At 32.7% G+C, this 23890-nt stretch carries 29 protein-coding genes and 4 tRNA genes; 15 read left to right on the forward strand and 18 right to left on the reverse strand.

What is annotated here, in order from left to right:
- Nucleotides 1–29: 29 nt before the first annotated feature.
- From GKZ88_RS17220 to GKZ88_RS17255, 8 genes are all read right to left on the reverse strand, one after another.
- Nucleotides 30–992 carry an ion channel gene (locus GKZ88_RS17220; protein ID WP_155103579.1) on the reverse strand — a complete coding sequence of 321 codons (963 nt, stop codon included), beginning with the start codon at nt 990–992 and terminating at the stop codon, nt 30–32.
- A gap of 114 nt (nt 993–1106) precedes the next feature.
- Complete coding sequence (locus GKZ88_RS17225; RefSeq protein WP_230392542.1) at nt 1107–1607, reverse strand: tetratricopeptide repeat protein; 501 nt, start codon at nt 1605–1607, stop codon at nt 1107–1109.
- Between the two features lie 288 nt (nt 1608–1895).
- Nucleotides 1896–2453, reverse strand: coding sequence for a DUF4256 domain-containing protein (locus GKZ88_RS17230; protein WP_155103580.1), 558 nt, complete (start codon nt 2451–2453; stop codon nt 1896–1898).
- 18 nt (nt 2454–2471) lie between these two features.
- Nucleotides 2472–3137: a DNA alkylation repair protein gene (locus tag GKZ88_RS17235; RefSeq protein WP_155103581.1), complete on the reverse strand. Its 666-nt coding sequence runs from the start codon at nt 3135–3137 to the stop codon at nt 2472–2474.
- A gap of 24 nt (nt 3138–3161) precedes the next feature.
- The gene (locus GKZ88_RS17240) at nt 3162–3740 is read right to left on the reverse strand and encodes a DUF1801 domain-containing protein (RefSeq protein ID WP_155103582.1); all 579 of its coding nucleotides are present in this window, start codon (nt 3738–3740) and stop codon (nt 3162–3164) included.
- 10 nt (nt 3741–3750) lie between these two features.
- On the reverse strand, nt 3751–4128 hold the full coding sequence (locus GKZ88_RS17245) for a DoxX family protein (RefSeq protein WP_155103583.1): 378 nt from the start codon (nt 4126–4128) through the stop codon (nt 3751–3753).
- Between the two features lie 6 nt (nt 4129–4134).
- Nucleotides 4135–4602: an SRPBCC domain-containing protein gene (locus GKZ88_RS17250; protein ID WP_155103584.1), complete on the reverse strand. Its 468-nt coding sequence runs from the start codon at nt 4600–4602 to the stop codon at nt 4135–4137.
- A 5-nt stretch (nt 4603–4607) separates the two neighbouring features.
- A complete protein-coding gene (locus GKZ88_RS17255; RefSeq protein WP_155103585.1) occupies nt 4608–4931 on the reverse strand; it encodes a metalloregulator ArsR/SmtB family transcription factor in 324 nt (107 codons plus the stop codon).
- A 239-nt stretch (nt 4932–5170) separates the two neighbouring features.
- Between GKZ88_RS17255 and GKZ88_RS17260 the strand changes: the two genes are divergently transcribed.
- The 3 genes from GKZ88_RS17260 (at nt 5171) to GKZ88_RS17270 (ending at nt 6967) form a co-directional block, all read left to right on the forward strand.
- Nucleotides 5171–5653: a nuclear transport factor 2 family protein gene (locus GKZ88_RS17260; RefSeq protein WP_155103586.1), complete on the forward strand. Its 483-nt coding sequence runs from the start codon at nt 5171–5173 to the stop codon at nt 5651–5653.
- A 12-nt stretch (nt 5654–5665) separates the two neighbouring features.
- Complete coding sequence (locus tag GKZ88_RS17265; protein ID WP_155103587.1) at nt 5666–6298, forward strand: hypothetical protein; 633 nt, start codon at nt 5666–5668, stop codon at nt 6296–6298.
- A gap of 66 nt (nt 6299–6364) precedes the next feature.
- Nucleotides 6365–6967, forward strand: coding sequence for a hypothetical protein (locus tag GKZ88_RS17270; RefSeq protein WP_155103588.1), 603 nt, complete (start codon nt 6365–6367; stop codon nt 6965–6967).
- An 86-nt stretch (nt 6968–7053) separates the two neighbouring features.
- Here the strand turns inward: GKZ88_RS17270 and GKZ88_RS17275 are convergent.
- Nucleotides 7054–7126, reverse strand: a tRNA-Lys gene (locus GKZ88_RS17275).
- A 294-nt stretch (nt 7127–7420) separates the two neighbouring features.
- A complete protein-coding gene (locus GKZ88_RS17280; protein ID WP_155103589.1) occupies nt 7421–7966 on the reverse strand; it encodes a hypothetical protein in 546 nt (181 codons plus the stop codon).
- Nucleotides 7967–8220: 254 nt separating this feature from the next.
- On the opposite strand from GKZ88_RS17280, the gene GKZ88_RS17285 reads away from it, so the two are divergent.
- From GKZ88_RS17285 to GKZ88_RS17310, 6 genes are all read left to right on the forward strand, one after another.
- Complete coding sequence (locus GKZ88_RS17285; RefSeq protein WP_155103590.1) at nt 8221–9222, forward strand: leucine-rich repeat domain-containing protein; 1002 nt, start codon at nt 8221–8223, stop codon at nt 9220–9222.
- A gap of 109 nt (nt 9223–9331) precedes the next feature.
- Nucleotides 9332–9721, forward strand: coding sequence for a hypothetical protein (locus GKZ88_RS17290; RefSeq protein WP_155103591.1), 390 nt, complete (start codon nt 9332–9334; stop codon nt 9719–9721).
- 155 nt (nt 9722–9876) lie between these two features.
- On the forward strand, nt 9877–10641 hold the full coding sequence (locus GKZ88_RS17295; protein ID WP_155103592.1) for a DUF2695 domain-containing protein: 765 nt from the start codon (nt 9877–9879) through the stop codon (nt 10639–10641).
- Nucleotides 10642–11208: 567 nt separating this feature from the next.
- The gene (locus tag GKZ88_RS17300) at nt 11209–11727 is read left to right on the forward strand and encodes a hypothetical protein (protein WP_155103593.1); all 519 of its coding nucleotides are present in this window, start codon (nt 11209–11211) and stop codon (nt 11725–11727) included.
- 198 nt (nt 11728–11925) lie between these two features.
- Complete coding sequence (locus GKZ88_RS17305; RefSeq protein ID WP_155103594.1) at nt 11926–12408, forward strand: WGR domain-containing protein; 483 nt, start codon at nt 11926–11928, stop codon at nt 12406–12408.
- A 182-nt stretch (nt 12409–12590) separates the two neighbouring features.
- Nucleotides 12591–13304 (forward strand): DUF1444 family protein, encoded by a 714-nt coding sequence (locus GKZ88_RS17310; protein WP_155103595.1) that lies wholly within the window; start codon nt 12591–12593, stop codon nt 13302–13304.
- Between the two features lie 66 nt (nt 13305–13370).
- Here the strand turns inward: GKZ88_RS17310 and GKZ88_RS17315 are convergent.
- The 3 genes from GKZ88_RS17315 to GKZ88_RS17325 form a co-directional block, all read right to left on the reverse strand.
- Nucleotides 13371–13453 (reverse strand) — tRNA-Leu (locus GKZ88_RS17315).
- A 42-nt stretch (nt 13454–13495) separates the two neighbouring features.
- Nucleotides 13496–13568: transfer RNA gene (locus GKZ88_RS17320), tRNA-Lys, on the reverse strand.
- A 40-nt stretch (nt 13569–13608) separates the two neighbouring features.
- Nucleotides 13609–13681: transfer RNA gene (locus GKZ88_RS17325), tRNA-Lys, on the reverse strand.
- Nucleotides 13682–13808: 127 nt separating this feature from the next.
- Here GKZ88_RS17325 and GKZ88_RS17330 point away from each other — a divergent pair.
- Nucleotides 13809–14327 (forward strand): shikimate kinase, encoded by a 519-nt coding sequence (locus GKZ88_RS17330; RefSeq protein WP_155103596.1) that lies wholly within the window; start codon nt 13809–13811, stop codon nt 14325–14327.
- On the opposite strand, the gene GKZ88_RS17335 is transcribed toward GKZ88_RS17330, so the two are convergent.
- Nucleotides 14319–14819: a phosphoribosyltransferase family protein gene (locus GKZ88_RS17335; protein ID WP_155103597.1), complete on the reverse strand. Its 501-nt coding sequence runs from the start codon at nt 14817–14819 to the stop codon at nt 14319–14321. The genes GKZ88_RS17330 and GKZ88_RS17335 overlap by 9 nt on opposite strands.
- A gap of 82 nt (nt 14820–14901) precedes the next feature.
- Nucleotides 14902–15291, reverse strand: coding sequence for an RNA-binding S4 domain-containing protein (locus tag GKZ88_RS17340; protein WP_155103598.1), 390 nt, complete (start codon nt 15289–15291; stop codon nt 14902–14904).
- A 79-nt stretch (nt 15292–15370) separates the two neighbouring features.
- On the opposite strand from GKZ88_RS17340, the gene GKZ88_RS17345 reads away from it, so the two are divergent.
- Nucleotides 15371–16474 (forward strand): FKBP-type peptidyl-prolyl cis-trans isomerase, encoded by a 1104-nt coding sequence (locus tag GKZ88_RS17345; RefSeq protein ID WP_155103599.1) that lies wholly within the window; start codon nt 15371–15373, stop codon nt 16472–16474.
- A gap of 328 nt (nt 16475–16802) precedes the next feature.
- Here GKZ88_RS17345 and GKZ88_RS17350 read toward each other — a convergent pair whose 3' ends face one another.
- The 3 genes from GKZ88_RS17350 to GKZ88_RS17360 form a co-directional block, all read right to left on the reverse strand.
- Entirely contained in the window at nt 16803–17756 is a 954-nt protein-coding gene (locus GKZ88_RS17350) for a transketolase C-terminal domain-containing protein (RefSeq protein WP_155103600.1), read from the reverse strand.
- 78 nt (nt 17757–17834) lie between these two features.
- Entirely contained in the window at nt 17835–18683 is an 849-nt protein-coding gene (locus GKZ88_RS17355; RefSeq protein WP_155103601.1) for a transketolase, read from the reverse strand.
- A gap of 252 nt (nt 18684–18935) precedes the next feature.
- Nucleotides 18936–19235 carry a hypothetical protein gene (locus tag GKZ88_RS17360; protein ID WP_155103602.1) on the reverse strand — a complete coding sequence of 100 codons (300 nt, stop codon included), beginning with the start codon at nt 19233–19235 and terminating at the stop codon, nt 18936–18938.
- A gap of 403 nt (nt 19236–19638) precedes the next feature.
- On the opposite strand from GKZ88_RS17360, the gene tgt reads away from it, so the two are divergent.
- The 4 genes from tgt to GKZ88_RS17380 all read left to right on the forward strand — a co-directional run bounded on the left by tgt (nt 19639) and on the right by GKZ88_RS17380 (nt 23864).
- Entirely contained in the window at nt 19639–20769 is a 1131-nt protein-coding gene (gene tgt, locus GKZ88_RS17365; protein WP_095952095.1) for a tRNA guanosine(34) transglycosylase Tgt, read from the forward strand.
- A gap of 66 nt (nt 20770–20835) precedes the next feature.
- Complete coding sequence (locus tag GKZ88_RS17370) at nt 20836–21924, forward strand: LptF/LptG family permease (RefSeq protein WP_155103603.1); 1089 nt, start codon at nt 20836–20838, stop codon at nt 21922–21924.
- Nucleotides 21911–22798: a DMT family transporter gene (locus GKZ88_RS17375; RefSeq protein WP_155103604.1), complete on the forward strand. Its 888-nt coding sequence runs from the start codon at nt 21911–21913 to the stop codon at nt 22796–22798. The genes GKZ88_RS17370 and GKZ88_RS17375 overlap by 14 nt, the downstream gene beginning before the upstream one ends.
- A 112-nt stretch (nt 22799–22910) precedes the next feature.
- The gene (locus tag GKZ88_RS17380; protein WP_155103605.1) at nt 22911–23864 is read left to right on the forward strand and encodes an acetyl-CoA carboxylase carboxyltransferase subunit alpha; all 954 of its coding nucleotides are present in this window, start codon (nt 22911–22913) and stop codon (nt 23862–23864) included.
- Nucleotides 23865–23890 lie beyond the last annotated feature (26 nt).

Raw genomic sequence — 23890 nt, forward strand, 5'->3', positions numbered from 1 at the left:
AACCTCTAAAACTTTATCAAAATGCTAGATTATTGAAAGTTTGTAGTCTCATACTGATTTAATTTGTCCAGATGAAGAATTGTTTTGGACGCGTTTTGGCTTCTGTTGTACATAGTTACAAATTTTGCGCCATATATAATTTCGTCAAAAGTATACGAAGTTCGAGCAGCAACCGTGTTGCTAAACATGTCATCAAAAGTGGTAATAAAGACTAAAATTTCGCCATGTATTTTTTTGAAATCTTCTTCGGTAAAATTATATAAAGGACTGTTTTTTGTAATTGGATGCACCAATGTCCAACTTAATGTAAGAGCATTGATTTTGTCTAATTCCAAATCGAGACTGTAGAATTTATTCACTTGTACGCCATTTTCCTCAATACTTAATCCTAAAGTTATTTTTGCTGTAGCATCAGTAAAATTGGTGTTTTTAAAAGGTACAAGCCGAATCATTAAACCTTTATCTTCTCCATAAGGCGAAATTAAAGCATTGTGGGAAAATTTTAAATATGCAGTAGGCTTGCTGAATCTTCCAAAAAACAATCCTGTTGCAATTGCAAAGCTTAATAATCCAATTAGTGCTTCGGCAGCAGACAAGGCGCTCGTTAAAAATCCAGTCGGACTAATATGCCCATAACCAACGGTGGTAAATGTTTGTGCGCTAAAAAAATAAGCCTGGCCAAATTGCTTCAAAATGCTTTGAGACTGTTCGATTCCGTCAAGATGTTCAATTCCTATGGCATAATAAATGACGGCAAAAATAAAATTGATGACAATGTAAAAACTAAATAAAATGAGCATGAATTTCCAATTTGGCATATTAATCATGGTATGATACCAACTGATGCGACGAAATAAATGCATGCCTCTTTTTTCAACATTTGCCGTTCCATTTTTATTGACAAATCTTCCGCCGTAACTTTCTGCATTGGTTCCAAACCCGGAATTTTTATCTGTTTGAGCATTGTTGTTGATTTTTTTAAGAAGCGCCATAGAAATTTAATTGAAGAGCAAATTTATAAATATCTTTTGTGGAATATTAAAGTGTTTGTAAAATAAAAGCCATTTGTATTTTGGTCTTTACAAATGGCTTTTGTTGTTTTTCTTTTATCTGCAAAAAGTTGCTTTGTTTTTTATTGCGCTCTGACTTCCGAGTTCTACAGCTTTTGAGAAATCTTTGCAGGAATTTTTCTTGTCGCCAATTTTATTATAAGCCAAACCTCTTAAATTGTAGGCGATATAATCTTTAGGATTAAGCCCAAGTGACGAAGTGCAGTCATCAATGGCTTCTTTGTAGTTCATCAATTTGTAATTTACATTGGCTCTTCCAGTAAAAGCATCGGCATTCATGCTGTCTAGTTCAATCGTTTTGCTAAAATCTGCGAGAGCGCCATTTAAATCATTAAGTTTAAGTTTTGCGACACCGCGATTTTGGTACGCTTCAACAAATTTTGAATTCATGCTGATTGCTTTTGTGTAATCGCTTATAGCGCCTTTTGTATTGCCTGCTTCTGCTTTTTTCATGGCTTTGTCAAAATAAGCAGTTGCAGATTGTGCCCAGGAAGAGCAAGTAATCATAATAAATGATACTAATAGTAGGTTTTTCATAAAACTAATTTGGGATTAGCGGTTAATTATTTCCAGACGAATTTAAGAAAGATTTATTTTGGAAGAGAAGTTCTTGTGTGAAATAAATATAAACTTGTTGGGGGTAATGAATTCAAACACATAGAGACATAGATTTAAAAGGCGCAAAAAAGGCGTTTCACTTGTTTTAACAAACATAGTTGGCTATGTGTTAGAAACTGGTTTCTTTTTAAGCTCTTTTCTACAAATAAAATCTATGTTTCTATGTGTTGAATAAAAAAACGAATTATAACCAACGGGTTTTTATAATTAAATTTTCAAAAATCCTCGAAATCCTCTTGCTGCATAATAGGATTCGGCGCCATTGTGATAAAGGAAAACCCTGCCGTAACGGAAATCACAAAATACCGCGCCGCCAAGTTTTCGAACATCATCTGGCGTTGCGATCCAGCTTGAGGTTTTAGTATCAAAATTTCCAAATTCTTGTAATTGTCGATATTGTTCTTCAGTTAAAAGCTCAATTCCCATTTCGGCTGCCATATCAACGGCACTGTTTTTAGGTTTGTGTTCTTTTCTTGAATCCAATGCTTTTCTGTCGTAACAAAGGCTTCTGCGGGCTTTTGGGCTTTCGGCTGCGCAATCGAAGAATGTATATTCGTCAGTATCTTTATTGTAGTTTACAACATCTGGTTCGCCTTCTGTTTTTTCCATTTGAAGCAAAGACCAAAGTTTCTCCGGATTTGCATTGAGTTTAGCTTCGACTTTTGACCAATCTATATTTTGATGACGATTTGTGTTTTTCTCAAAACGGACTTTCAAAATGCTGATCAGCTGTTCTTGTTCTTCCTGCGAAATTTTATTTTTCATTTTGTTGTTTTTTGATCATTACTCTTGTCGGCGTACCATTTCATTTATCCAAATTGGTGCAAAAGGAGAAGTACAGCCTTTTGAAGTTGGGTAATCTCTGTAAATGCCCAATTTCTCTCCAATAGCTAAGGCGCGTTCTCGATATTCAGGAAATTTAATTCCAATTTGTGCCAAAGTGCTGTTCATTGTCCATTGGACTTCTGGCGCTGCGGTTGGCATTTCGTTTTCAATTCTATCAAGTAAAGCTGGTAAATCAAGAATTTCAGGATTTCGGGCAACACATCCGCTGGTCAGGCTCCATGCGGCGCGGCCGTGCATCACATCGGTTGAATGCATCCAGGCTTGTCGCAAAGTTTCTCGGTCGGGATACTCTTTTATTATATAGGAATAAAACCAATCGGCAATATGGACGAATTTTTCCGAGGAAACCATTTTGGCAATTTGTTCATTCGAAAGTTTCTTTGGATCTATAATCAATATTGCTAAAAATCGAGCGTCGGCATTTTCAGTATCCCAAAGTTCAAGTGCTAATTCGTGATTGATTTTTATTTTTTTTGCCAATGTCCGAATGTCGCCCATTTTAACGCCAAACTGATTCTCAGAAACACCACGTTTTTTATTTTGGGCAAATACTTTTTCATCTCCAAGAGATTTGAGCTGTATTAAAATATCTTTAGCTGTCATTTTGATTTGTATTAAAATGGCAAATTAATCATTTAAACCTTTTCCGTCAAGAATATTCTGCGTGTGTTTTTCAACTCTTGCTTCTCGCGTTTTGGCTTGTTTTGGCTGAGAAAAGTGCAATAAATAAGCTCTTTGTCTTCCTGGAGTTAAGGCTTCAAAAGCTTTTTTTAATTCGGAATCTTCATTTAATTTCTTTTGAAATTCTTCAGAAACTGGAAAATCAGAAGTCTTTTTCAGATTGACTTTTAATCCCGCTTTTTCAATTTCAATTGCCTGATAGATATACGTTTTTAAAACAGGTTTCAAATCGACAATTTCTTTAAGATTTGTGAATCGAATATGACGGGCGGCCTGAACATTTTCGGATTGCTGAATCAAAATTCCGTCCGTATCTTTCATCAAAGCGCCTTTAAAAAATAGAAAAGCGCAATACTCTTTAAAAGCGTGAATTAAAACAACATTGCTGTCTTGGTACATATAACATGAATTTCCCCATTTTAATTCTTCAGTAAGCTGGCATTCCAGAGCGATGGTTCGCATCAGCTCTAATTCTTCTTGCCATTTTACAGCCTTATCAAAGAAAAAGTCAACTTTCGGATTCATTTTTATTAATTTAAGCGTTAATGAGTTTTCGTTCAGCTGGTCTAAAATACCAAGAAATTACCGTTAAGACAATCAAAAGAGCAGGACCGAAAAAATCTTTAGCACTATCGCCTGATGCAAAATGTGAAAATAAAGCGCCTGACATTGCAAAGAAAAAACCGGCATACGCCCATTCTTTTAATAAAGGAAATTTAGGAATAAGCACTGCAATAACGCCAAGTAATTTCCAAATGGCTAATAAAGTTAGCAAATAAATTGGATAACCCAAATGCGACATTCTGAGGGTTTCGTCTTTTGACTGCATTAATTGTACAATACCCGTTGCTGTCATGCCTAATGCCAGCCAAAGTGTAGCAATCCAATAAATAATTTTGTTTCTTTTTGTCATGATAAGTTATTTTAGGTTGTTGCAAATTTCTTGTAAACGGTTGTGCGCCATATTTAAGCCTTGTTTAAATGGCAATTGCAGCATTTGATCTCTCAGTTCGTTAGATTTATAGACGATCTGCATCGTAAGTTTGCTGCGGTTGTCATTTAGCTGTTCAAATTCTAAAAACTCTAATTGTGCAGTAAAAGGAGAATTTTCCATTTCAAATGTTCTGGTGATTTTTTGATTTGGGACAAAGTCATGAATTACGCCATTTGCTTTAAAAACTACGTTTCCGTTTGCATCGCTAGTTTCAAATTGATAAGAACCATGTTTTTTGCTTTCCAGTTTTAAAACTTTTGTGCCCATCCATTGTGCTACAATTTCAGGCTCTTCATACGCTTTAAAAAGCAATGCAACAGGCAGATCAAATTCTCGTGTAATTACTAAATCCTGTTTGCTTTCCTGTGCGTCTATTTTTGTTTTTAATTCCATAACAGTTAGTTTTCTGGTTTATAGTTTTTCATGATGTCTTCGAGTTTGTTGAATCTTTCGTCCCACATTTGGCGGAACGGTTCTATGAAATCAGCTATTTGTCTCATTTTTTTTGCATTTATGGTGTAATAGACTTCTCGGCCATTTTGTGTTTGTTGCAGCAATTCGCATTCCGTCAGAATTTTTAGGTGCTTTGAAACGGTCGGTCGTGCAGTATCAAAGTTTGACGCGATTGCTCCCGCAGTCATCGAATGCGAAGTCACTAAAAGTAAAATAGCTCTTCTTGTAGGATCGGCTATTGCCTGAAATACATCTCTTCTTAAATTCATTGTGAAGTTATTTGGCTACAAATATAAATGAAGCCATTTGGCTACGCAAATTTTTTAACATAATTTATTTTGTAACTGATTGAAAATGTGTGGTTAAATAAGCTTGATGTTGCGAATTCATTGGGATTTATGGAAGAAATAAAAAATATTGCTTCAGGAAAATTGTTTTTAACGGCTTTGTTTTACTTTTAATAAAAAATAGAAGATTTGAAAAAGAATACGAATTAATAAATTTAGATATGAAAAAATCACTTGTATTATTTTTATTAAATATTTCAGTTGTGCTTTTTGCGCAAGTGCCAAAAGATTCTGAGTTGTTTTTGACGTTAAAGAAACATGACAGTATTTTTTTTGAAAAGAGTTTTAATCAGTGTGATATTGCTTTTTTAGAAAAAGCGATTCATCCTGATTTGGTTTTTTATCACGATCAAGGCGGAATTCAGAATAAAAAGACTTTTTTAGAAAACGTAAAAAAGAATATTTGTGCCAAAGGTTCTCAAAAACCAATTCGAAAAGTAAAAGCTGAAAGCTTGGAAGTTTATCCTCTTTATGATAATGGAAAGCTTTATGGAGTTGTTCAGACCGGAATTCATGATTTTTATTTAAGAGAAGCAAATAAACCGGATGTTTTTACCAGCGAAGCGAAATTCACTCATGTTTATCTTTTAATTAATAAAGAGTGGATTTTGAAAGAGGTTTTGAGTTTTGATCATAAGAGCTAGTAAATTGAAAATATGATTGAAAATATTGCTATTCCAAATGTAATGCAAGAAGCGCTTGGAAATGAAAAAATAGAATTTTTTGTAAAAGCTAAAAAAGAACAGCCATTAAGAAATATTCTTTCGGTTTTCGGTTTTAGTTTTGTTTGGATCTTAGTAAACAGTCTAATCTTTTATGGTTTTGTCTGGGAATTGTTTTATGGAGAATGCACCTCAATTTCGATCGATGGTGTCTATACAGAAGTTTGTCCCGATGATTTATCGCCATTGAGAGGTTTGCTGATTATGTATTGTGTCTTTTTATCTCCGGGAGTTATCGTTGGTTTGCTTGGCTTTTTTGGATTGTTTAAATCGGGCGGCTATTATATTGGAACTGAAAATAATCTGATACGTTATAGTTGGGGAGAAGTAAAGTCATTTCCTTGGAAAGAGTTTACAGATGATATTGAAGTTTTTGGAAAGAAGAATGACGGTAATATAATTTTTAAATTAAAAACGGGAGTTTATATTACTCGTAATCATAAAAAAGTACTGTCTAATACGAAGATAAATCTTGGAAGTATTTTGTATGCTTTTGAAATTGTGGAATATTGCCGAAATAGAATTGCGGAATTGAAAGAATTGGAAATTCCTGTTTCAGCGTTATAAATATAAAAAGAGCTATTTCGCAGAAGTAAGAGATTGTATATTGGTTGAAAAATAAATTGAAATAAGATGTTTAGAAAAATAGTTTCCTTTTTTAAAAGTTTAGAAGCAGACAATGTTGAAATTAAAAGCCCTTCTGCTGGCAGCGCTTATTTTCACGAAGATTTATTTAGACAAGTGGAATTTGTTCCTAGAGAAAATATAGATTTTCTAAAAAGTGAAAATGATAAAGTAAATGAATTTGCTCAAAATCACTCTGACGGAAGTGGATTTACAGATCTTTATATCAGAGGAGATGAAAATCAAATGCTGCTACTTGAAAAGGAAATTGAAGTTAAAATGATTGATTCATTGCTCACTAAGCTTGGAATGAGGAAAATTGAAAATGTGTATTATTTTTACGGTTCAACGACAGTAAAATCAGAGAATACAATTGTATATGATTTTAAAGAAGCTCAAATTTTTATTGTTCAGAAAGATAATTTTATCAAAGATTTTTTTATCAACGGATTCAGATTTCATCAATTAGAAGAAGATAAATTGAAGCTTCAGGAAATTTTATTTAAAGTTGGAACTGAATTTAGTTTGGTTCTCAATGATTGGGATTTGACAATATCAATTGATCTCGAGGATAAAAATGAAATTAAAAAATATCTAAACGAGGAATTTTAAAATGTAGTTTTGGGAAATTCTGTTTTTAATCAAAAAAGACATAAAAAAAAGCCTATTTCGAAATGAAATAGGCTTTTTTGCTTTTGTGACCCGACTGGGGCTCGAACCCAGGACCCCATCATTAAAAGTGATGTGCTCTACCGACTGAGCTATCGAGTCATTGTTTTCTTTAATGAGGGTGCAAATATAAGTACTTTATTTAGGTTTTGAAGCCTTTTTTATGTGCTTTTTTGTAATAATTTATAAAAGCCTATTTTACAGTAAAATAAGAGTTGTTTTTTTGTGCTTTAGATATGTCTTCAGGGTAAAATGTTAAGCAAATAATTTCTAGTGGAATTATATAGTGTAAGAATATTTTATGTGCCTAACTCCTCACGAGCTCTTATCGAAAGGCAAATGTTTCTGATTTTATGCAATTTTATTATTCTATAAAAAATATAAAGACTTTTAAAACTACCAAAATGAAGCCGAACTCACATCACATTTATAAAATTTATATTCTGAAATATAAGGTGCTGCATCATAGTTTATAACAACATCTTTAGTGAATTTTCTATCACTGCGTCCAACAGAAACTATTTTATCCCCTACAATTTTATAATAGCTTAAGACATAACCGCGCCAAGGTGCATATCCTTCTATGATAATTTTGTCATCTTCAATACAATACTCACTATAAAAACCATATTTCAAATTATTAAAATCTTTTTCTGTTGGGAAAGAACAATAACCAGAACTAGAATACATTTTGCCATTACTAAAAAAGCGACGAAAATAATATACTTTGATAGGTTTGCCATCAATATCTCTTTCTTCACGTTCTCTTAGATAAATGCCGTTAATTTTGATTTTTGAAGTATCAACACTTATTTTCTTTTCTTTCAATAATTTGAATTTATATTTATATCGAGTACTAGCACCTCTGCATTCTTGTGCAGAGAGGCTGTAATTAATAAATAAAGTAAAAAATAGAATTTTTAATAATATATTAAATTTCATAAACATAAAATTTATTAGCCACATTACGATAATAATCCTTGTGCTGAATCAACCAAATAAAGATCTTTTAAAAATACCAAATTAGCAAAAGGAACTTGAAATATATATTTGTTGTATAAAGAATAAAATTTAGAAATTGAAAGAGATAAGTTCAAAAATAATAAAGAGTTTTCAATCAAACATTCTTATATATTTGTTCAAACATATCTCTAAGGAGAATGGAAAAGATTTAATTGATTTTTATAGTTAAAACAATGACGAAATTTTACTATTCAGTATTTATTTTAATCGCTTTTATTAAAGTTAATGCTCAAACCATAACAATTCCTGACGTTAAATTTAAAAGAAAATTATTAGAAGCTAATGATACATTGCGTATTGCTTATGGATTTGATGGGAAGCCAATAAAGATAGATCTTAACAATGATGAGAATATACAAGTTTCTGAAGCATTGGCTGTATATAAATTAGAAATGAGGAATTCTGAAATTTCTAGTTTAGAAGGAATAGAAAATTTTAAAAATCTGACGATTTTATATTGTGATCAAAATCAATTAGAAGATATAGATATAAAGGGATTGACAAAACTCAAAGAATTGGATTGCGAGCGAAATAAGTTGACTAAATTAGACATTGGTAATAATGCTGATTTGATCGGCCTTGATTGTTCCGATAACCAATTGCCTATTTTGGATATTAGTAAAAATACTGTTTTGACTATGTTAGATTGTTCTAATAATAAAATTAGTAACTTAAATACAGCTAAAAATGTATCCTTAACTAGGTTTTGGTGCAATTCAAATCAATTAGCTGGCTTGGATTTAAGTAAAAATCTGCATTTAAATGAACTTGAATGTAATAAGAATCAATTAACAAATCTAGATTTAAGCAAGAATGTATCTTTAACACGCGTTTTTTGCTGCGCTAACTTGCTTACAGCTTTAGATTTAAGTAAAAACATTGAATTGTCTAAGCTTCAATGTTCTTCTAATAAATTGAAAACATTAGATATTAGTTCTTCAAAAAAAATATCTAGCAATATTTTGTCTATTATAAAAAACGGTGTTGGTTCACTTGAAAATAATAATGATTTGGCTTTAATTAAGATAAATATAGCAATTCAAAAATTTGACGAAATTAAATATCTTAAAACAGAAAGACCTGATGTTGTTATTTCTACATATGAGGGAAGTGGCAACGATTTAGCTGTAAAATGTATTAATTACAATCCAACTACAAATACGTGTATAAATTAATAAATAGCAAAAATAATTTTCATAACGGGTTTCAAGCTTTTTTTAAAGTGACCTTGGTGGTGCGGCCAAGTATAATGCCGAAACAATTTGTTGCAAAAGAAATTAAAAAATGAAATTAAATAAAAACCATTTTAGTCTTTTAGCATTTGTAGCCTTTTTGACATTTCTTTTTTTTGAAGCTGAAAAAACGTCGAAGCAAGAGCAATTAATAAATGAAGATATAGATCGTAATTTATTTGTCACAGTAGCAAAATTAAAAGATTGTGGAAGATACAATTCATCATATATCTATTACTTTGATAAAAAAAAATATGATGGATTATATGATGGCAATGGTGATTCCGATTCAAAAATTGGTAAATATTTTACTGTAGAAATATCAAAAAAAAATCCAGAATTTTCAAGACTAATTATTGAGGAAGAAATTAATGATTCAATAAAAATTTCAAATAGCGGATTTAGAAAAAAAAAACTCGATGAAATACTTGACGCAAAATAAAACCTGCTAATAGCTGCTACAACGGATTTGGGCAATAGGCTTAATGGAAAGTTGATTTTGCATTTGAGATGATTGGCAAATCTAAAATAGGGCTTAATTTAATCCTAAACCCGCAATAGTAACAAAATGTAAGTGGTAATTATACAGAACCAACAATGGACAAAGCGAAACGTAAAGAAATACAGAATCAACTTGCTGAAAAAGAATTAGTCGAGTTTAAAAAAAGCTTACCAATTGACGAAAACATATTCGCTCAGCTGTTTGACTTTTTAGATGTTGAATTAGGCGAATATGGTTGCGACCATACAACGATATTGACAAAGAAATTTTTAGACAAAAATGTTGTTGTGAATGCAAGTGATGTAATTGACTGGTTGGAGGACAACGGAGGCGGTTGCGACTGTGAAGTTTTAGCAAACGTGGAAGATTTATTTGACTATCTAAATCCACCAATAAAAAAAACTTATCCAACAAACCAAGTTAAGAAGCAAAAACTAAATAGTTTGAAAACTGATTTTGGTTTTTTTATGGACAAAATTCCATCACCTTGGACTTTGACAGAGACAATTTTAGGAAACAGCAAGATTTATAATTTTCAGATTGGTAAAAGCGATAGTTGCGTTGCAGGTTTAGCTTTTGATTTTCCTATTACTCAATTGGACAATGATAAATTTTGGACAGACCTATGGGTAAAAGAAACGGAATTAAGTTACAATCTTGACCACTTAACAGTTGAACGAATGGAATTTGAAAACTATTTTGCTGTTTTAGTAAAAACAAAAGACTGGACGCCCGTGAAAATTTGGTGCATTAGAAAATCTACTGAAAAATGGTTCTTAAAAATAACTACTGAATTGAGCAGGCACAAGGGTGATATAAAAGAACTTGAAAAATTGATAAGTCACATAAAGACTGAATGAAAATAACTACCTCCGGCAACTACTACAGCGGATTTGGATAATAGGCTGGGAACTAAATCTTAACTTTAGAAGCTAAAAGGGAATCGTAAAACTTAACAAATCTATGATGAGGTTCGAACCAAAATCTCTCTAAACATAGATATTTTTAAAACTAGAACAAAATCTTAAAAATTTTCGAACCATAAAAAAAGCCTGAGAATCTAGATTCTCAGGCTTTTTGCTTTTTAAAGTTACCTTGACGGTACAGAATTCGAACCGCTTGTTAGAAGATTTAAAAATTATAAAGGATGTTTAATTTTATTATTTGAATTTAATATTACTATTGGTTAGAGTCGCGTTCCCGCAATTCATCAAAATAGCAAGACCGCCAAAATTTACATTCATGTTACTACAAATAGCCTTCAACAAATAAAAAGTTCCTTTGATGGTTTTTGAAATAAAAATCCTATTTTTGAAAATAACTAAATACTGAAATTTTTCAGACATAGAGCCTAATTTAGGGTAGATAAGTCTGATTTAGTCAGGCATATATATAAGTTATGTATAATGCTAAAAAACCGAACAGGAATGAAAAAAAACAAATACTTAGTTCTATTTACACTTTTTACAATAAATATTTTGATTGGACAAAATCACCCAAAAACAAATGTGAAAATATTTAGTCCGAAAAATAATTCCTATAGTATTTATTACCCAGAAAATTATATCACTGAAGAGGATACGGAAGGTATAGTTTCCATTTTTAACAAAAGCAAAGACGGTAACGAAAAAGAAGAAAACAATATCACTATAAGCAATTATATAGTTGACAAAAATTTTTCGACAGATGAAACTATTGCTTTGATGAAAAATTATTTTAAAGATTATTTCTCAATTAAATTAGAGGATAAAGATTTTAAATCATTTAAATCAAAATATGACAATCTTTTAGAATGTGATATAAAAGAAAATGATAATTATTGGAAATGGTGGACAATAACTTTAAAAAACAAAATATTTATCATTTCGCTTAATAAAAAAACAGACATCAACGATGAAAATGTTACGTTATTAAGACATATGATTGACAATTTGACTATTAATTAATTATTCAAAGCACTATACACAACAGCTACTACAACGGATTTGGGCAATTGGCTTAATGGGAAGTTGGTTTTGTATTTGGGATGTTTTTGCAAATCCGAAGAATGTGCTTAATTTATTCCAAACCCGCTGTAGTGCCAGAACGTTATGGGTCAGCTTAAAAAAACTAAACAGTGAGAGACAACCGAAATTTACAAACCTATGCTTAAACTTTATAAACTAACGGATAATCAACTTAACTATTGGGAAACTTGGGACAAAGATGAAAAAACTGCAATTGTGCATTGGGGTGTGGTTGGACAACGTGGACAAGACAAAGAAGTTAAAAGCGGACTTTTCTCAAATTTCAGAAAGACTGTTCAGAAAGAAATTAACGAAAAACTAAAAGAAGGCTACGCTGAATTTGACGAAGACAAGCTTTCTTTTTTAGAAATAGAATATAAGATTGACGGTTTTGGAACAGAACAAGACCTTGAAAAACGTCATAGACTTGAAAACAAACTTGACGGAATATTAGGATGGACAGGACTTGGCCACACAGACGGGGGAAGTATTGGAAGTGGGACAATGGAAGCTGGATGTATGGTGGTTGATTTTGAAATTGCAAAAAAAGTAATTGAGGTAAATTTAAAAAACACAGAATTTGCCGATTACTCAAGAATTTACAAAATGGATAATGAATAAAAAGCCGAACGTATAACAGCTACTACAATAGATTTGGACAAATAGGCTTAATGGAAAGTTGGTTTTGTATTTGGGATGTTTTTGCAAATCCGAAGAATGTACTTAATTTATCCCAAACCTGCTTTAGTGACTGAATGGTGACAGTCATTCATTACATAATCAAAAACTTATAAATAATAAATATGGGATTATTAGACAAATTATTTGGAAAAAAAGAAAACAAATCAAAAATACAATCGCTAAATACGCCGATTTCTGAGATAAAAAAAGACAGAGAAGAATATATTAATGTTGGACAAAGTATTTTTCCTGTTATCAAGTCTATTGATGATCCCAGAATTAAAATGGCTGCAAACAACAATCCATTATTAGTAGACCCTTTAAGTGATGGAATTGTAACTTGTTATGTTTTGGATATGGGAGATAATTTCGAAATGTTATCTCAATCACACTTAGAAAATTTTGGGTTAAGTATTGAAGATATAAGACAAGTTGCTCAAAGAAATTTCATCAACAAAGTTAACGCTGATTGCAAAATAGGAATTATGGATTTTTCAGAACAAAATCCATTGGCAAAACCATTTTATAAAGTAGATATCGACGCTAATTTCAACCCTTCACTAATGTTGTTAGATGAATTTTGGGAAACAACAGCAAAAGAAGTTACAAATGCCGAAATTATTGCAGTTACAATACCAGCGAAAAATTTATTGTTTTTTTCAGATATAAAACTAATGGAGAGTTTTAGGACGATGAGGCCAGTTGCAGAAAATATGTATGATGCATCTATTAGCGAAGGAATTGCATTAACAAAAAATACGTATTTTAGAAAGAACGGGAAATGGATATTATTTTTAAACTCCCCAGAACAAATGGTTGACGAGGACCTTTATTAGATAACAACCAATCGCCAATAAAAAAAGCCTGAGAATCAAAATTCTCAGGCTTTTCCTTTTTTAAAGTGACCACGGTGGGATTTGAACCCACACGCCCTTACGAGCACCACCCCCTCAAGATGGCAAGTCTACCGTTTCTCCACGTGGCCTTAAATGAAAAAAGGTCATTCGCCGTGGCGAACAACCTTTTGTGACCCGACTGGGGCTCGAACCCAGGACCCCATCATTAAAAGTGATGTGCTCTACCGACTGAGCTATCGAGTCATTGCTTTCAAGAAACTTATTTTGTTAATCACAAATTTTGTGACCCGACTGGGGCTCGAACCCAGGACCCCATCATTAAAAGTGATGTGCTCTACCGACTGAGCTATCGAGTCATATTCGTTTCTTGAATGCGGGTGCAAATATAAGGAGTTATTTTCGAAGTTTCCAAGCATTTTTATTATAAATTTGTCTTTTTTTACGAAAAAACGCCAATGTCTTAGTTTATAAGGTTTTATTAATATGAAAAAAATAGTGTTATTAGGTTACATGGGTTGCGGAAAGTCAACAATTGCCCAAAACTTGTCAAAAATTACAAATATTCCGTTTCTGGATTTAGATACTTGCATCGAAAAAAGAGCAAATTTGTCTATAAATGAAATTTTTTCGAAACATGGAGAGATCTATTTTCGAAAATTAGAACACGAAATGTTTTTGGAATTACTTCATTCTTCAGAAAATAACATTATTGGTTTAGGTGGAGGAACTCCTTGTTATGCTAATAATCATTTACTGCTTCAAAATGATGATATCGTATCTGTGTACTTAAAAGCATCAATTGATACTTTATATAATAGATTGGCACAAAACAAGAGCAAACGCCCGCTGATTGCGAATATGGAAGAGGAAGAAATGAAGGAGTTTATCGCAAAACATTTATTCGACAGAAGTTTTTATTACAACCACGCACAGCATAAAGTGTCGGTTGATGGAAGATCAGTCGAAGAAACAGTTGAGGATATTTTGAAAATCTTAGCTTAAGAACGCGTAATTATCGCCATTTTCATCAAAAACGACCTGAACATGCTCTAATAAAGAAGTTGATAAGGAGATTCCTTTAAAATCGGCTTTTACAGGGTATTTTTTATGGTTTCTGTCAACAAGTACTGCTGTTTTGAATTTCTTAAGCGGAACGTCTAGGAAATGACGAACAGCATAGATTAAAGTAGTGCCCGAATTAAGCACGTCATCAACTAATACCAAACCTTTGTTTTGGTACTCTTCTTTGGTTAAAGAAGTCTGAATTGGCAATTGCGGATTTTGTTTGTCGACTTTAACTTCGCAGGTTGAAACTTTTAATGTTGAAATATTGCTTAAGGCTAAAGCAAGTTTTTGAGCAAATATAGATCCGTTAGAAGCTATTCCGGCAATTACAACTTCTTCTTCATCAACAAATGTCTCGTAAATTTGATAAGCGATACGTTTGATTTTGTGTTCGATTTCTTGATTGGTTAAGATGATGTTTTTGCTCATGATTTTATTTTTTGCTAAAATACGATTAGAATTTTAGATTTTAGATTTTTTGAATTGGAATTTGGAATTTAGGAATTGGAATTTAATTTTCCTCTTCTTCATCAAAAATTTCATTTCCGTACTCGTCAATATCTCTTCGGTCTTTTTTGGTAGGTCTTCCTGTTCCGCTTTTTCTATAATGTTCTTTGGACAGTTTTAATAATTCCAAATGAGCATAAGCTTCGGCTGGAGTTTCGTTTTTTCGGTATATATCCACAAGTTTTGCTCCTACACGGCTTTCTGGGATGTCAAGAACCGTAATAATTTGAGTAATCTGATCTTTTCTAAAGGTGATTCTGTCAGTAGGAAAAACTTCTTTAGAAGGTTTGGCAACCTGCCCATTTACTGTGATATGGTTTTTTTTGCAAGCTTCTGTAACCATGTTTCTGGTCTTGTAATAACGCACGCACCATAAGTATTTATCTATTCTCATAATTTTTCTAAAATCGAAGTTAAATTCTTTACAAAAATAAATCAATATTGTATCTTGCGCACCTAAAAAATTAACAATAATGAATAAATTTAAATATTATTTTATTTTATTACTAGCTGGTATTGCTTTGGTTTCTTGTAACAAGGGTGATGATGATGAACCTGTGGTTCCTTTGAGAGATTATAATGTGCAATATAAAGCAGATAATGACTCTATAGTAAAATATTTAAAGACTAATTATATTGATAACGTTTCAGCAAATTATGACATTGTAATAAAGAAAATCCCTACTGGGGGTACACAGACTTCAATTTGGGATCAAAAAACGTATCCTTTGAAAGTAAGAAAGGTTTACAATCGTGATGTTAATTATGATGTTTATTATTTAGAATTAAGAAAAGGAACTGGTGAGGCTCCATCTAATACAGATAAAATTTACGCTTCTTATTCTGGTAATTTGCTTGACGGAACTGTTTTTGATACTTCATATGGATACGGTATAAGCTTTGATTTGTTTGTTTACACTCAAGGTGCTGTAATTGATGGCTGGGGAGAGATTTTTCCGCAGTTTAGGACAGGAACCGCGACTACTGCAGCAAATGGTGAAATTACCTATGATAATTTTGGAGCTGGTGTAATGTTTTTGCCTTCGGGACTAGCATATTATGCATCGGCGCAAGATAAAATACCGGCATATTCTCCTTTGGTATTTAGTTTTAAATTATATGGTCTTTTAAGAATGGATCATGATATTCAGATAAACGGTACAACGGTAACTGCAAATCCAGATGGTATTCCTGATTATTTTGAAGATGTTAATAAAACTGTTACTGCTGATGGTTTTGATGGCAATGGATATGTTTATGACTTAAGAGATTTAGTAAGATATCCAAATCCACCAGCGTGGATGAAAGATGATACAGATGGAGACGGAATCGCAGATTTCTTAGATGTTGATGATGATGGAGATGGTTATACTACTCGATTTGAAACTACAAAACCTACTGATGCTCCAGTTACGGGTATAAGCAAATATTATCCATTTGATCCAATTCCGGATAATCCTAGTACGCCAAATATTGATGAGACTGAAACATATGGTATTCCTGCCTTTGGAGGCGATTATACTTCTCCGGGAAGATTAAGAATTCATGTTGATAAAGATCACCATAGTGTAAAATAATTACAAGAAAATAAAAATGAAAAAAAAACCTCGAAATTCAATTTCGAGGTTTTTTTGTAGAGAAAAGTAAAAAATATTTTCTTTTGATAGCTCTTTTTGCAGCTTCAACAATTGCTTGATTTTTTAATTTGTGTTTTTCTATTAATTGCTCTGGAGTTTCAGGTTCACCAATAACCATCTTGTCTTTGTACTTCCCTATTAAGATTAAGGCTTCATGTTGCTAAAAATCATAATTCATCATAGTGTAAAATAATTACGATGAGATAGAAATAAAAAAACCTCGAAATTCAATTTCGAGGTTTTTTTTATAAAGTAAGAAAAGTAAAAATTATTTTCTTTTGATAACTCTTTCTACAGCTTCAACAATTGCTTGATTGTTCAATTTGTATTTTTCCATTAATTGCTCAGGAGTTCCAGATTCACCAAAACTATCTTGTACTGCTACAAATTCCTGTGGAGTTGGATTGTTTAAAGCTAATACACCTGAAACACTTTCTCCAAGACCTCCAAGGTAGTTGTGCTCTTCTGCAGTAACTACACATTTCGTTTTAGCAATCGATTTTAGAATGGCCTCTTCGTCAAGAGGTTTGATAGTGTGAATGTTGATTACTTCAGCAGAAATTCCTTTTGCCTCTAATGCTTCAGCAGCAATAAGAGCTTCCCAAACCAAGTGACCAGTTGCTATAATAGTAACATCTGTTCCTTCGTTTAACAAAATTGCTTTTCCAATTACGAAAGGTTCGTCAGCAGGAGTGAAGTTTGCTACAACTGGACGTCCGAAACGCAAGTAAGCTGGACCGTGGTGATCTGCCAATGCTAAAGTTGCAGCTTTAGTCTGGTTGTAATCACAAGTATTGATTACAGTCATTCCTGGCAACATTTTCATTAATCCGATGTCTTCTAAGATTTGGTGCGTTGCACCGTCTTCTCCTAAAGTTAAACCAGCGTGTGAAGCACAGATTTTTACGTTTTTATCTGAATAAGCAACAGACTGACGAATTTGATCGTAAACTCTTCCTGTAGAAAAGTTTGCGAAAGTTCCTGTAAAAGGAATTTTTCCGCCAATTGTTAAACCTGCAGCAATTCCGATCATGTTAGCTTCCGCAATTCCGATTTGGAAAAAACGCTCTGGGTGATTTTTTTTGAATTCATCAAATTTTAATGATCCAATTAAGTCAGCACATAATGCTACAACATTTTCGTTTTTTTGACCTAATTCAGTCATTCCCGCTCCAAAACCAGAACGAGTATCTTTACTTCCTGTATTTTCGTATTTTTTCATTTTATTTCTTTTGAGATGCTAAGTTTCTAAGTGACTAGGTTTCTAAGCTAAAAACTGTCTACTGAGACTGAGCACTTTTTAATAATCCGCTAAAGTTGAAATGTTTTGAGCCAATGCGTTTGCTAATTGGTCATTGTTTGGTGCTTTACCATGCCATGCGTGAGTGTGCATCATAAAATCAACTCCATTACCCATTTCTGTATGTAATAAAATACAAACCGGTTTTCCTTTTCCTGTTCTTGATTTAGCATCAGTTAAACCAGCAAGAATTGCATCAATGCTGTTTCCTTCTTTAATTTCTAAAACATCCCAGTCAAAAGCTTCGAATTTAGCGCGAATACTTCCCATTGGCAAAACTTCATCCGTTGTTCCGTCAATTTGTTTTCCGTTTAAGTCGATTGTAGCAATAAGGTTGTCTACTTTTTTAGCAGAAGCATACATGATAGCTTCCCAGTTTTGACCTTCTTGTAATTCTCCGTCTCCGTGTAAAGTATAAACAATATGATTGTCATTGTTTAATTTTTTAGCCTGTGCTGCTCCAAGAGCTACAGATAAACCTTGTCCTAATGAACCAGAGGCAATACGAACTCCAGGTAAACCTTCGTGAGTTGTTGGGTGTCCTTGTAAACGAGAATTTAATAATCTAAAAGTAGCAAGTTCTGAAACTGGAAAATAACCGCTGCGTGCTAAAACGCTATAAAATACAGGAGAAATATGTCCGTTTGAAAGGAAAAATAAATCTTCTCCAATTCCGTCCATATCAAAACCTTCTTTGCGGTCCATAATATTTTGATATAGTGTTACCAAAAATTCAGTACAACCTAATGAACCACCTGGGTGTCCAGAGTTTACAGCATGTACCATTCGAAGAATATCTCTTCTTACTTGGATCGTTAAATCGCTTAATTGTTGTGTGTTAGGCTTCATTTTATATGTAAAATTTTAAACTGAAGCAAAAGTAATTGTTATTTTGCGGGGAGACAAATGATTTTCCGCTTTAGTTTGCTCTAATTGTTAAATTTTTTTGCTCTTTTTTTATCAGATTTAGGGAAAATTCGAGATATTCATAATTACGCATAAAGCTATGACACAGATTAAATGTGTATTAATGACTTTTAAATGTCTTAAATACACTTAATCTGCAACGAAAAAAAGTTTAAAGAAAATTTGATGTGCTATTTAATTAGTATCGCTTTCACTATAGAAGTTGTTTTCTTCATCTTCTGAACCAATTTCTTCCTGATCATCATCAAGTTCAGAGCCGGGAACGTCAAGATCTTCTCCGAGTTTATCGCTATTTTGTTTCCATTTATGATTGTTTTGATCGATGGTTTTTTCGTTTGAGATTTCATCCAGATCAATATCCTCTAATTGGTCTTCTTGATTGAATATGTCTTCGCTTGACGGATAATCTAAATTCTCCAGATTTCTTTCAATTTCATTCTCTTTTGCGGTATTTTTTTCTTCTGAATTTATCATGATTTTTATACATTTTAGTTGAATATTAAAATTACGAAAGAAATCGTTGAAACTTTTATATTTTAACAATCAGATTGCTGCAGTTTTTACAGTATGATTTTTGTCGTGAAGTTTCTTGAAGAACCGTGTGCGTTAGGGATAGAAGCGGCATCTCCCGATTTAGAAAAACAAGGTTTTTTAGCCGTAGTTTTTGTTAATCGGGAATATAGCGGATAGCCCGGCCGGAGGAAACGCCCAAAATAATTTTAGTTTCATGTTTAAAGTTTTCTTTGTTTCAGGTTTTTGTAAAATCTCTGAATTTAACTCAATGAGAATAATTATCTAATCGACAAATTTTCTAATTATCTAATTAATTAGTTTTCCCTGAAATTAGCTTATCTTTGCCGACTGAAAAAAGAAACAGATGAAGTTTGATTTATTACAAAAAGATCCGCAGTCGAAAGCGAGAGCGGGCAGTATTACTACAGATCACGGCGTAATTGAAACGCCTATTTTTATGCCTGTAGGAACGGTTGCTTCTGTAAAAGGAGTGCATCAGCGTGAATTGAAAGACGATATTAATCCGGATATTATTCTTGGAAATACGTACCATTTATATTTGCGTCCGCAGACTGAAATTTTGGAGAAAGCGGGAGGACTGCATAAATTCATGAATTGGGATCGTAATATTTTGACAGATTCTGGCGGATATCAAGTGTATTCTCTTTCAAATAATCGAAAAATTAAAGAAGAAGGAGTAAAATTCAAATCGCATATTGACGGTTCGTACCACTTTTTTACGCCTGAAAATGTAATGGAAATTCAGCGTACGATTGGAGCTGATATTATCATGGCTTTTGATGAGTGTACGCCTTACCCTTGCGATTACAGATATGCTCAGCGTTCTATGCACATGACACACCGTTGGTTGGATCGCTGTATCAGTCATTTAGATAAAGTGCCTTATAAATACGGTTACGAACAAACGTTTTTCCCGATTGTTCAGGGAAGTACGTATAAAGATTTACGTCGTCAATCAGCGGAATATATTGCTAATTCTGGACAGCAAGGAAATGCCATTGGTGGATTATCTGTTGGTGAGCCTGCTGAAGAAATGTACGCGATGACTGAAGTAGTGTGCGAAATTTTGCCAGAAGACAAACCTCGTTATTTAATGGGTGTTGGAACTCCAATTAATATTTTGGAAAATATCGCGTTAGGAATTGATATGTTCGATTGTGTTATGCCAACGCGTAACGCAAGAAACGGAATGTTGTTTACCGCAAACGGAACAATCAACATCAAAAATAAAAAATGGGAAGCTGATTTTTCTCCAATTGATGAAATGGGGCACACTTTCGTAGATACAGAATATACAAAAGCCTATTTACGTCACTTGTTTGCAGCTAACGAATATTTAGGAAAACAAATCGCAACGATTCATAATCTTGGATTTTATATGTGGTTGGTTCGTGAAGCCAGAAAACATATCTTAGCCGGAGATTTTAGACCATGGAAAGAAATGATGGTTAAAAATATGAGCCAAAGACTTTAAAATATGTTGATTTGTTTAATCGTTATTCGGTTAAACGATTAAACAGATAAACGATTAAACTTTACTATGTTAACGATAATAGATAAGTATATTTTAAAAAGATATTTAGCCACTTTTTCGGTGATGATCTTATTATTTATTCCGATTGGGATTGTAATTGACGTTTCTGAAAAGGTGAATAAAATGCTGGAGAACAAAATTCCGTTTATGGATATTGCGCTCTATTATTACAACTTTACTATTTATTTTGCAAATTCTCTTTTCCCGATATTCTTGTTTTTGTCGGTAATCTGGTTTACTTCGAAATTGGCAAATAATACAGAGATTATTGCCATTTTAAGTTCTGGAATCTCATTTACCCGTTTTTTACGACCTTATATTATCGGAGCTTCGATTGTTTCCGTTTTTGTACTTTTAATGGGATTTTTTATTGTTCCCGCAGCAAGTGAAGGTTTTAATAATTTTAGATATACCTATTTAAAAGGAAACGGAAAAGCCGAGATGATGGGTAATAATACCAATGTATACAGACAATTAAATGATCACGATTTTATTTATGTAAACAGTTTCAACGAAGAATCTAAAACGGCTTTTAATTTTACGCTAGAGCATTTTGAAAAGGAAAAAATGACCTACAAAATTGCAGCGAGCCGAATTAAATGGGATCCAAAAAAGAAAACATACATTTTGTATGATTACACTAAAAGAACTGTTGGCGAACTGAATGATGTAATCGAAAAAGTTCCTGAAAAAGAGGTTAAGTTTAAATTTGAATTGGCTGATTTAACGCCTGTTGTTTATATAGCAGAAACACTGTCGTTAGGAAAACTGATTGATTTTATTGACAAAGAAAGAAAAAGAGGTTCAGGAAACATTAATACTTATTTGGTTGTACTTTATAAAAAATACAGCGTACCAGTTTCTGCCTTTATTTTAACCATTATTGCCGTTGCGGTTTCGTCTATGAAACGCCGTGGCGGAATGGGAACCAATTTGGCTATCGGAATTGCAATTGCTTTCTCTTTTGTGTTTTTTGATAAAATATTTGGAACCCTTGCCGAAAAATCTACATTCTCACCTTTATTAGCTGTCTGGTTCCCGAATATTGTGTTCGGAATTTTGGCAGTTTACCTATTACGTAATGCGAAACGATAATTTAAAAAGTTATTTAAATCTTCATTTAATTGTTTTTATCTGGGGTTTTACAGCCATTTTAGGCGCTTTAATAACCATTGATGCCGAAAATTTGGTTTGGTTCAGAATGCTTCTTGCCATGATTTTTTTGGGAGCATTTATAATTTATAAAAAACAGTCTTTTCAAGTTCCAATAAAAGAGCTTTTTAAGCTGATTTTTGTTGGTCTGCTGATTGCACTGCATTGGATTTTCTTTTTTAAAGCGATTCATGTGTCGAATGTTTCGATTACACTTTCGATATTTTCTTTGGGTGCATTTTTTGCCTCTTTATTAGAACCGCTTTTTTACGGAAGGAAGATATTATGGTATGAAGTTTTCTTCGGATTGATTATTATTGCCGGTTTAGGATTGATATTACAAGTTGAAATTAAATATCTTACAGGTGTTTATTATGCTTTGGCAGCAATTATTCTAGGTGTTTTGTTTACACTGATGAACGGAAAATTAATTTCAGACCATGAACCGTCTGTAATTACATTTTATGAATTTGGCGCCGGCGTTTTCTTTATCACTATTTATTTTTTATTTCAAGGAAAATTCACTGCTGAGTTTTTTACACTCTCATTAAATAATTGGGTTTTACTGCTTATTCTGGCTTCCATTTGCACGGCTTATGCTTTTACGGCATCTGTAAAAGTGATGCAGCGATTAACGCCTTATACCGTAATGTTAACGACTAATTTAGAGCCGGTTTACGGAATTATGCTGGCTTATTTTATTCTTGGCGGAAAAGAAAAAATGAGCACTGAATTTTATATTGGAGCAGTAATAATCATTATTACAGTTATTTTAAATGGTGTTTTTAAACATTATAAAAATAAGAAAGAAGTGTAATAGTTTACTTATCTTTTAATTCAGAATTTGATACTTTACTAACAATTAACTATGCCAATGATATAATATTTTTATATTTGCGGTTCGATTTAAAAACAAAATTCAAAAATCCATGGAATATTTAGATTTTGAGCTTCCAATCAAAGAACTTGAAGACCAGTTACAAAAGTGTGTAATTATTGGAAAAGAATCTGAGGTTGATGTAACAGCAACTTGCAAGGAAATCAACAAAAAATTAGTAGAAACTAAGAAAGAAATATACAAAAACCTTACCGCTTGGCAGCGTGTACAATTGTCAAGACATCCAAATAGACCTTATACTTTAGATTACATCAGAGCAATCTGCGGTGATACTTTTTTGGAGCTTCATGGAGACAGAAGTTTTAAAGATGATAAAGCGATGGTTGGTGGTCTTGGAAAAATAAACGGTCAATCGTTTATGATTATTGGACAGCAAAAAGGTTTTAATACAAAAACACGCCAATACCGTAATTTTGGTATGGCAAACCCAGAAGGATACCGTAAAGCTTTGCGTTTAATGAAAATGGCAGAGAAATTTGGAATTCCTGTTTTGACTTTAGTAGATACTCCGGGTGCATATCCAGGACTTGAAGCTGAAGAAAGAGGACAAGGTGAAGCAATTGCTAGAAACATTTTTGAAATGGTTCGTTTACAAGTGCCAATTATCACTATTATTGTTGGTGAAGGTGCTTCGGGAGGAGCTTTAGGAATTGGTGTTGGAGATAAAGTTTATATGTTAGAGAATACTTGGTATTCTGTAATTTCTCCAGAATCTTGTTCTTCAATTTTATGGAAAAGCTGGGAGTACAAAGAACGTGCTGCCGATGCTTTGAAATTGACTTCATCTGATATGAAAAAACAAAAATTAGTTGATGATGTTATTCCAGAACCATTAGGCGGAGCGCACTATGACCGCGAAACTACTTTTAAAACAGTGGCGGAATATATTACTAAAGGATATAACGAATTGAAAGACTTATCAACAGCCGACCTAATTGCCCAAAGAATGGACAAATATAGTAACATGGGCGAGTATAAAGAGTAAATTCTTACAGATTAATTAAAAATCCG

It is taken from the genome of Flavobacterium sp. LC2016-01, assembly GCF_009711135.1.
GTDB lineage: Bacteria > Bacteroidota > Bacteroidia > Flavobacteriales > Flavobacteriaceae > Flavobacterium.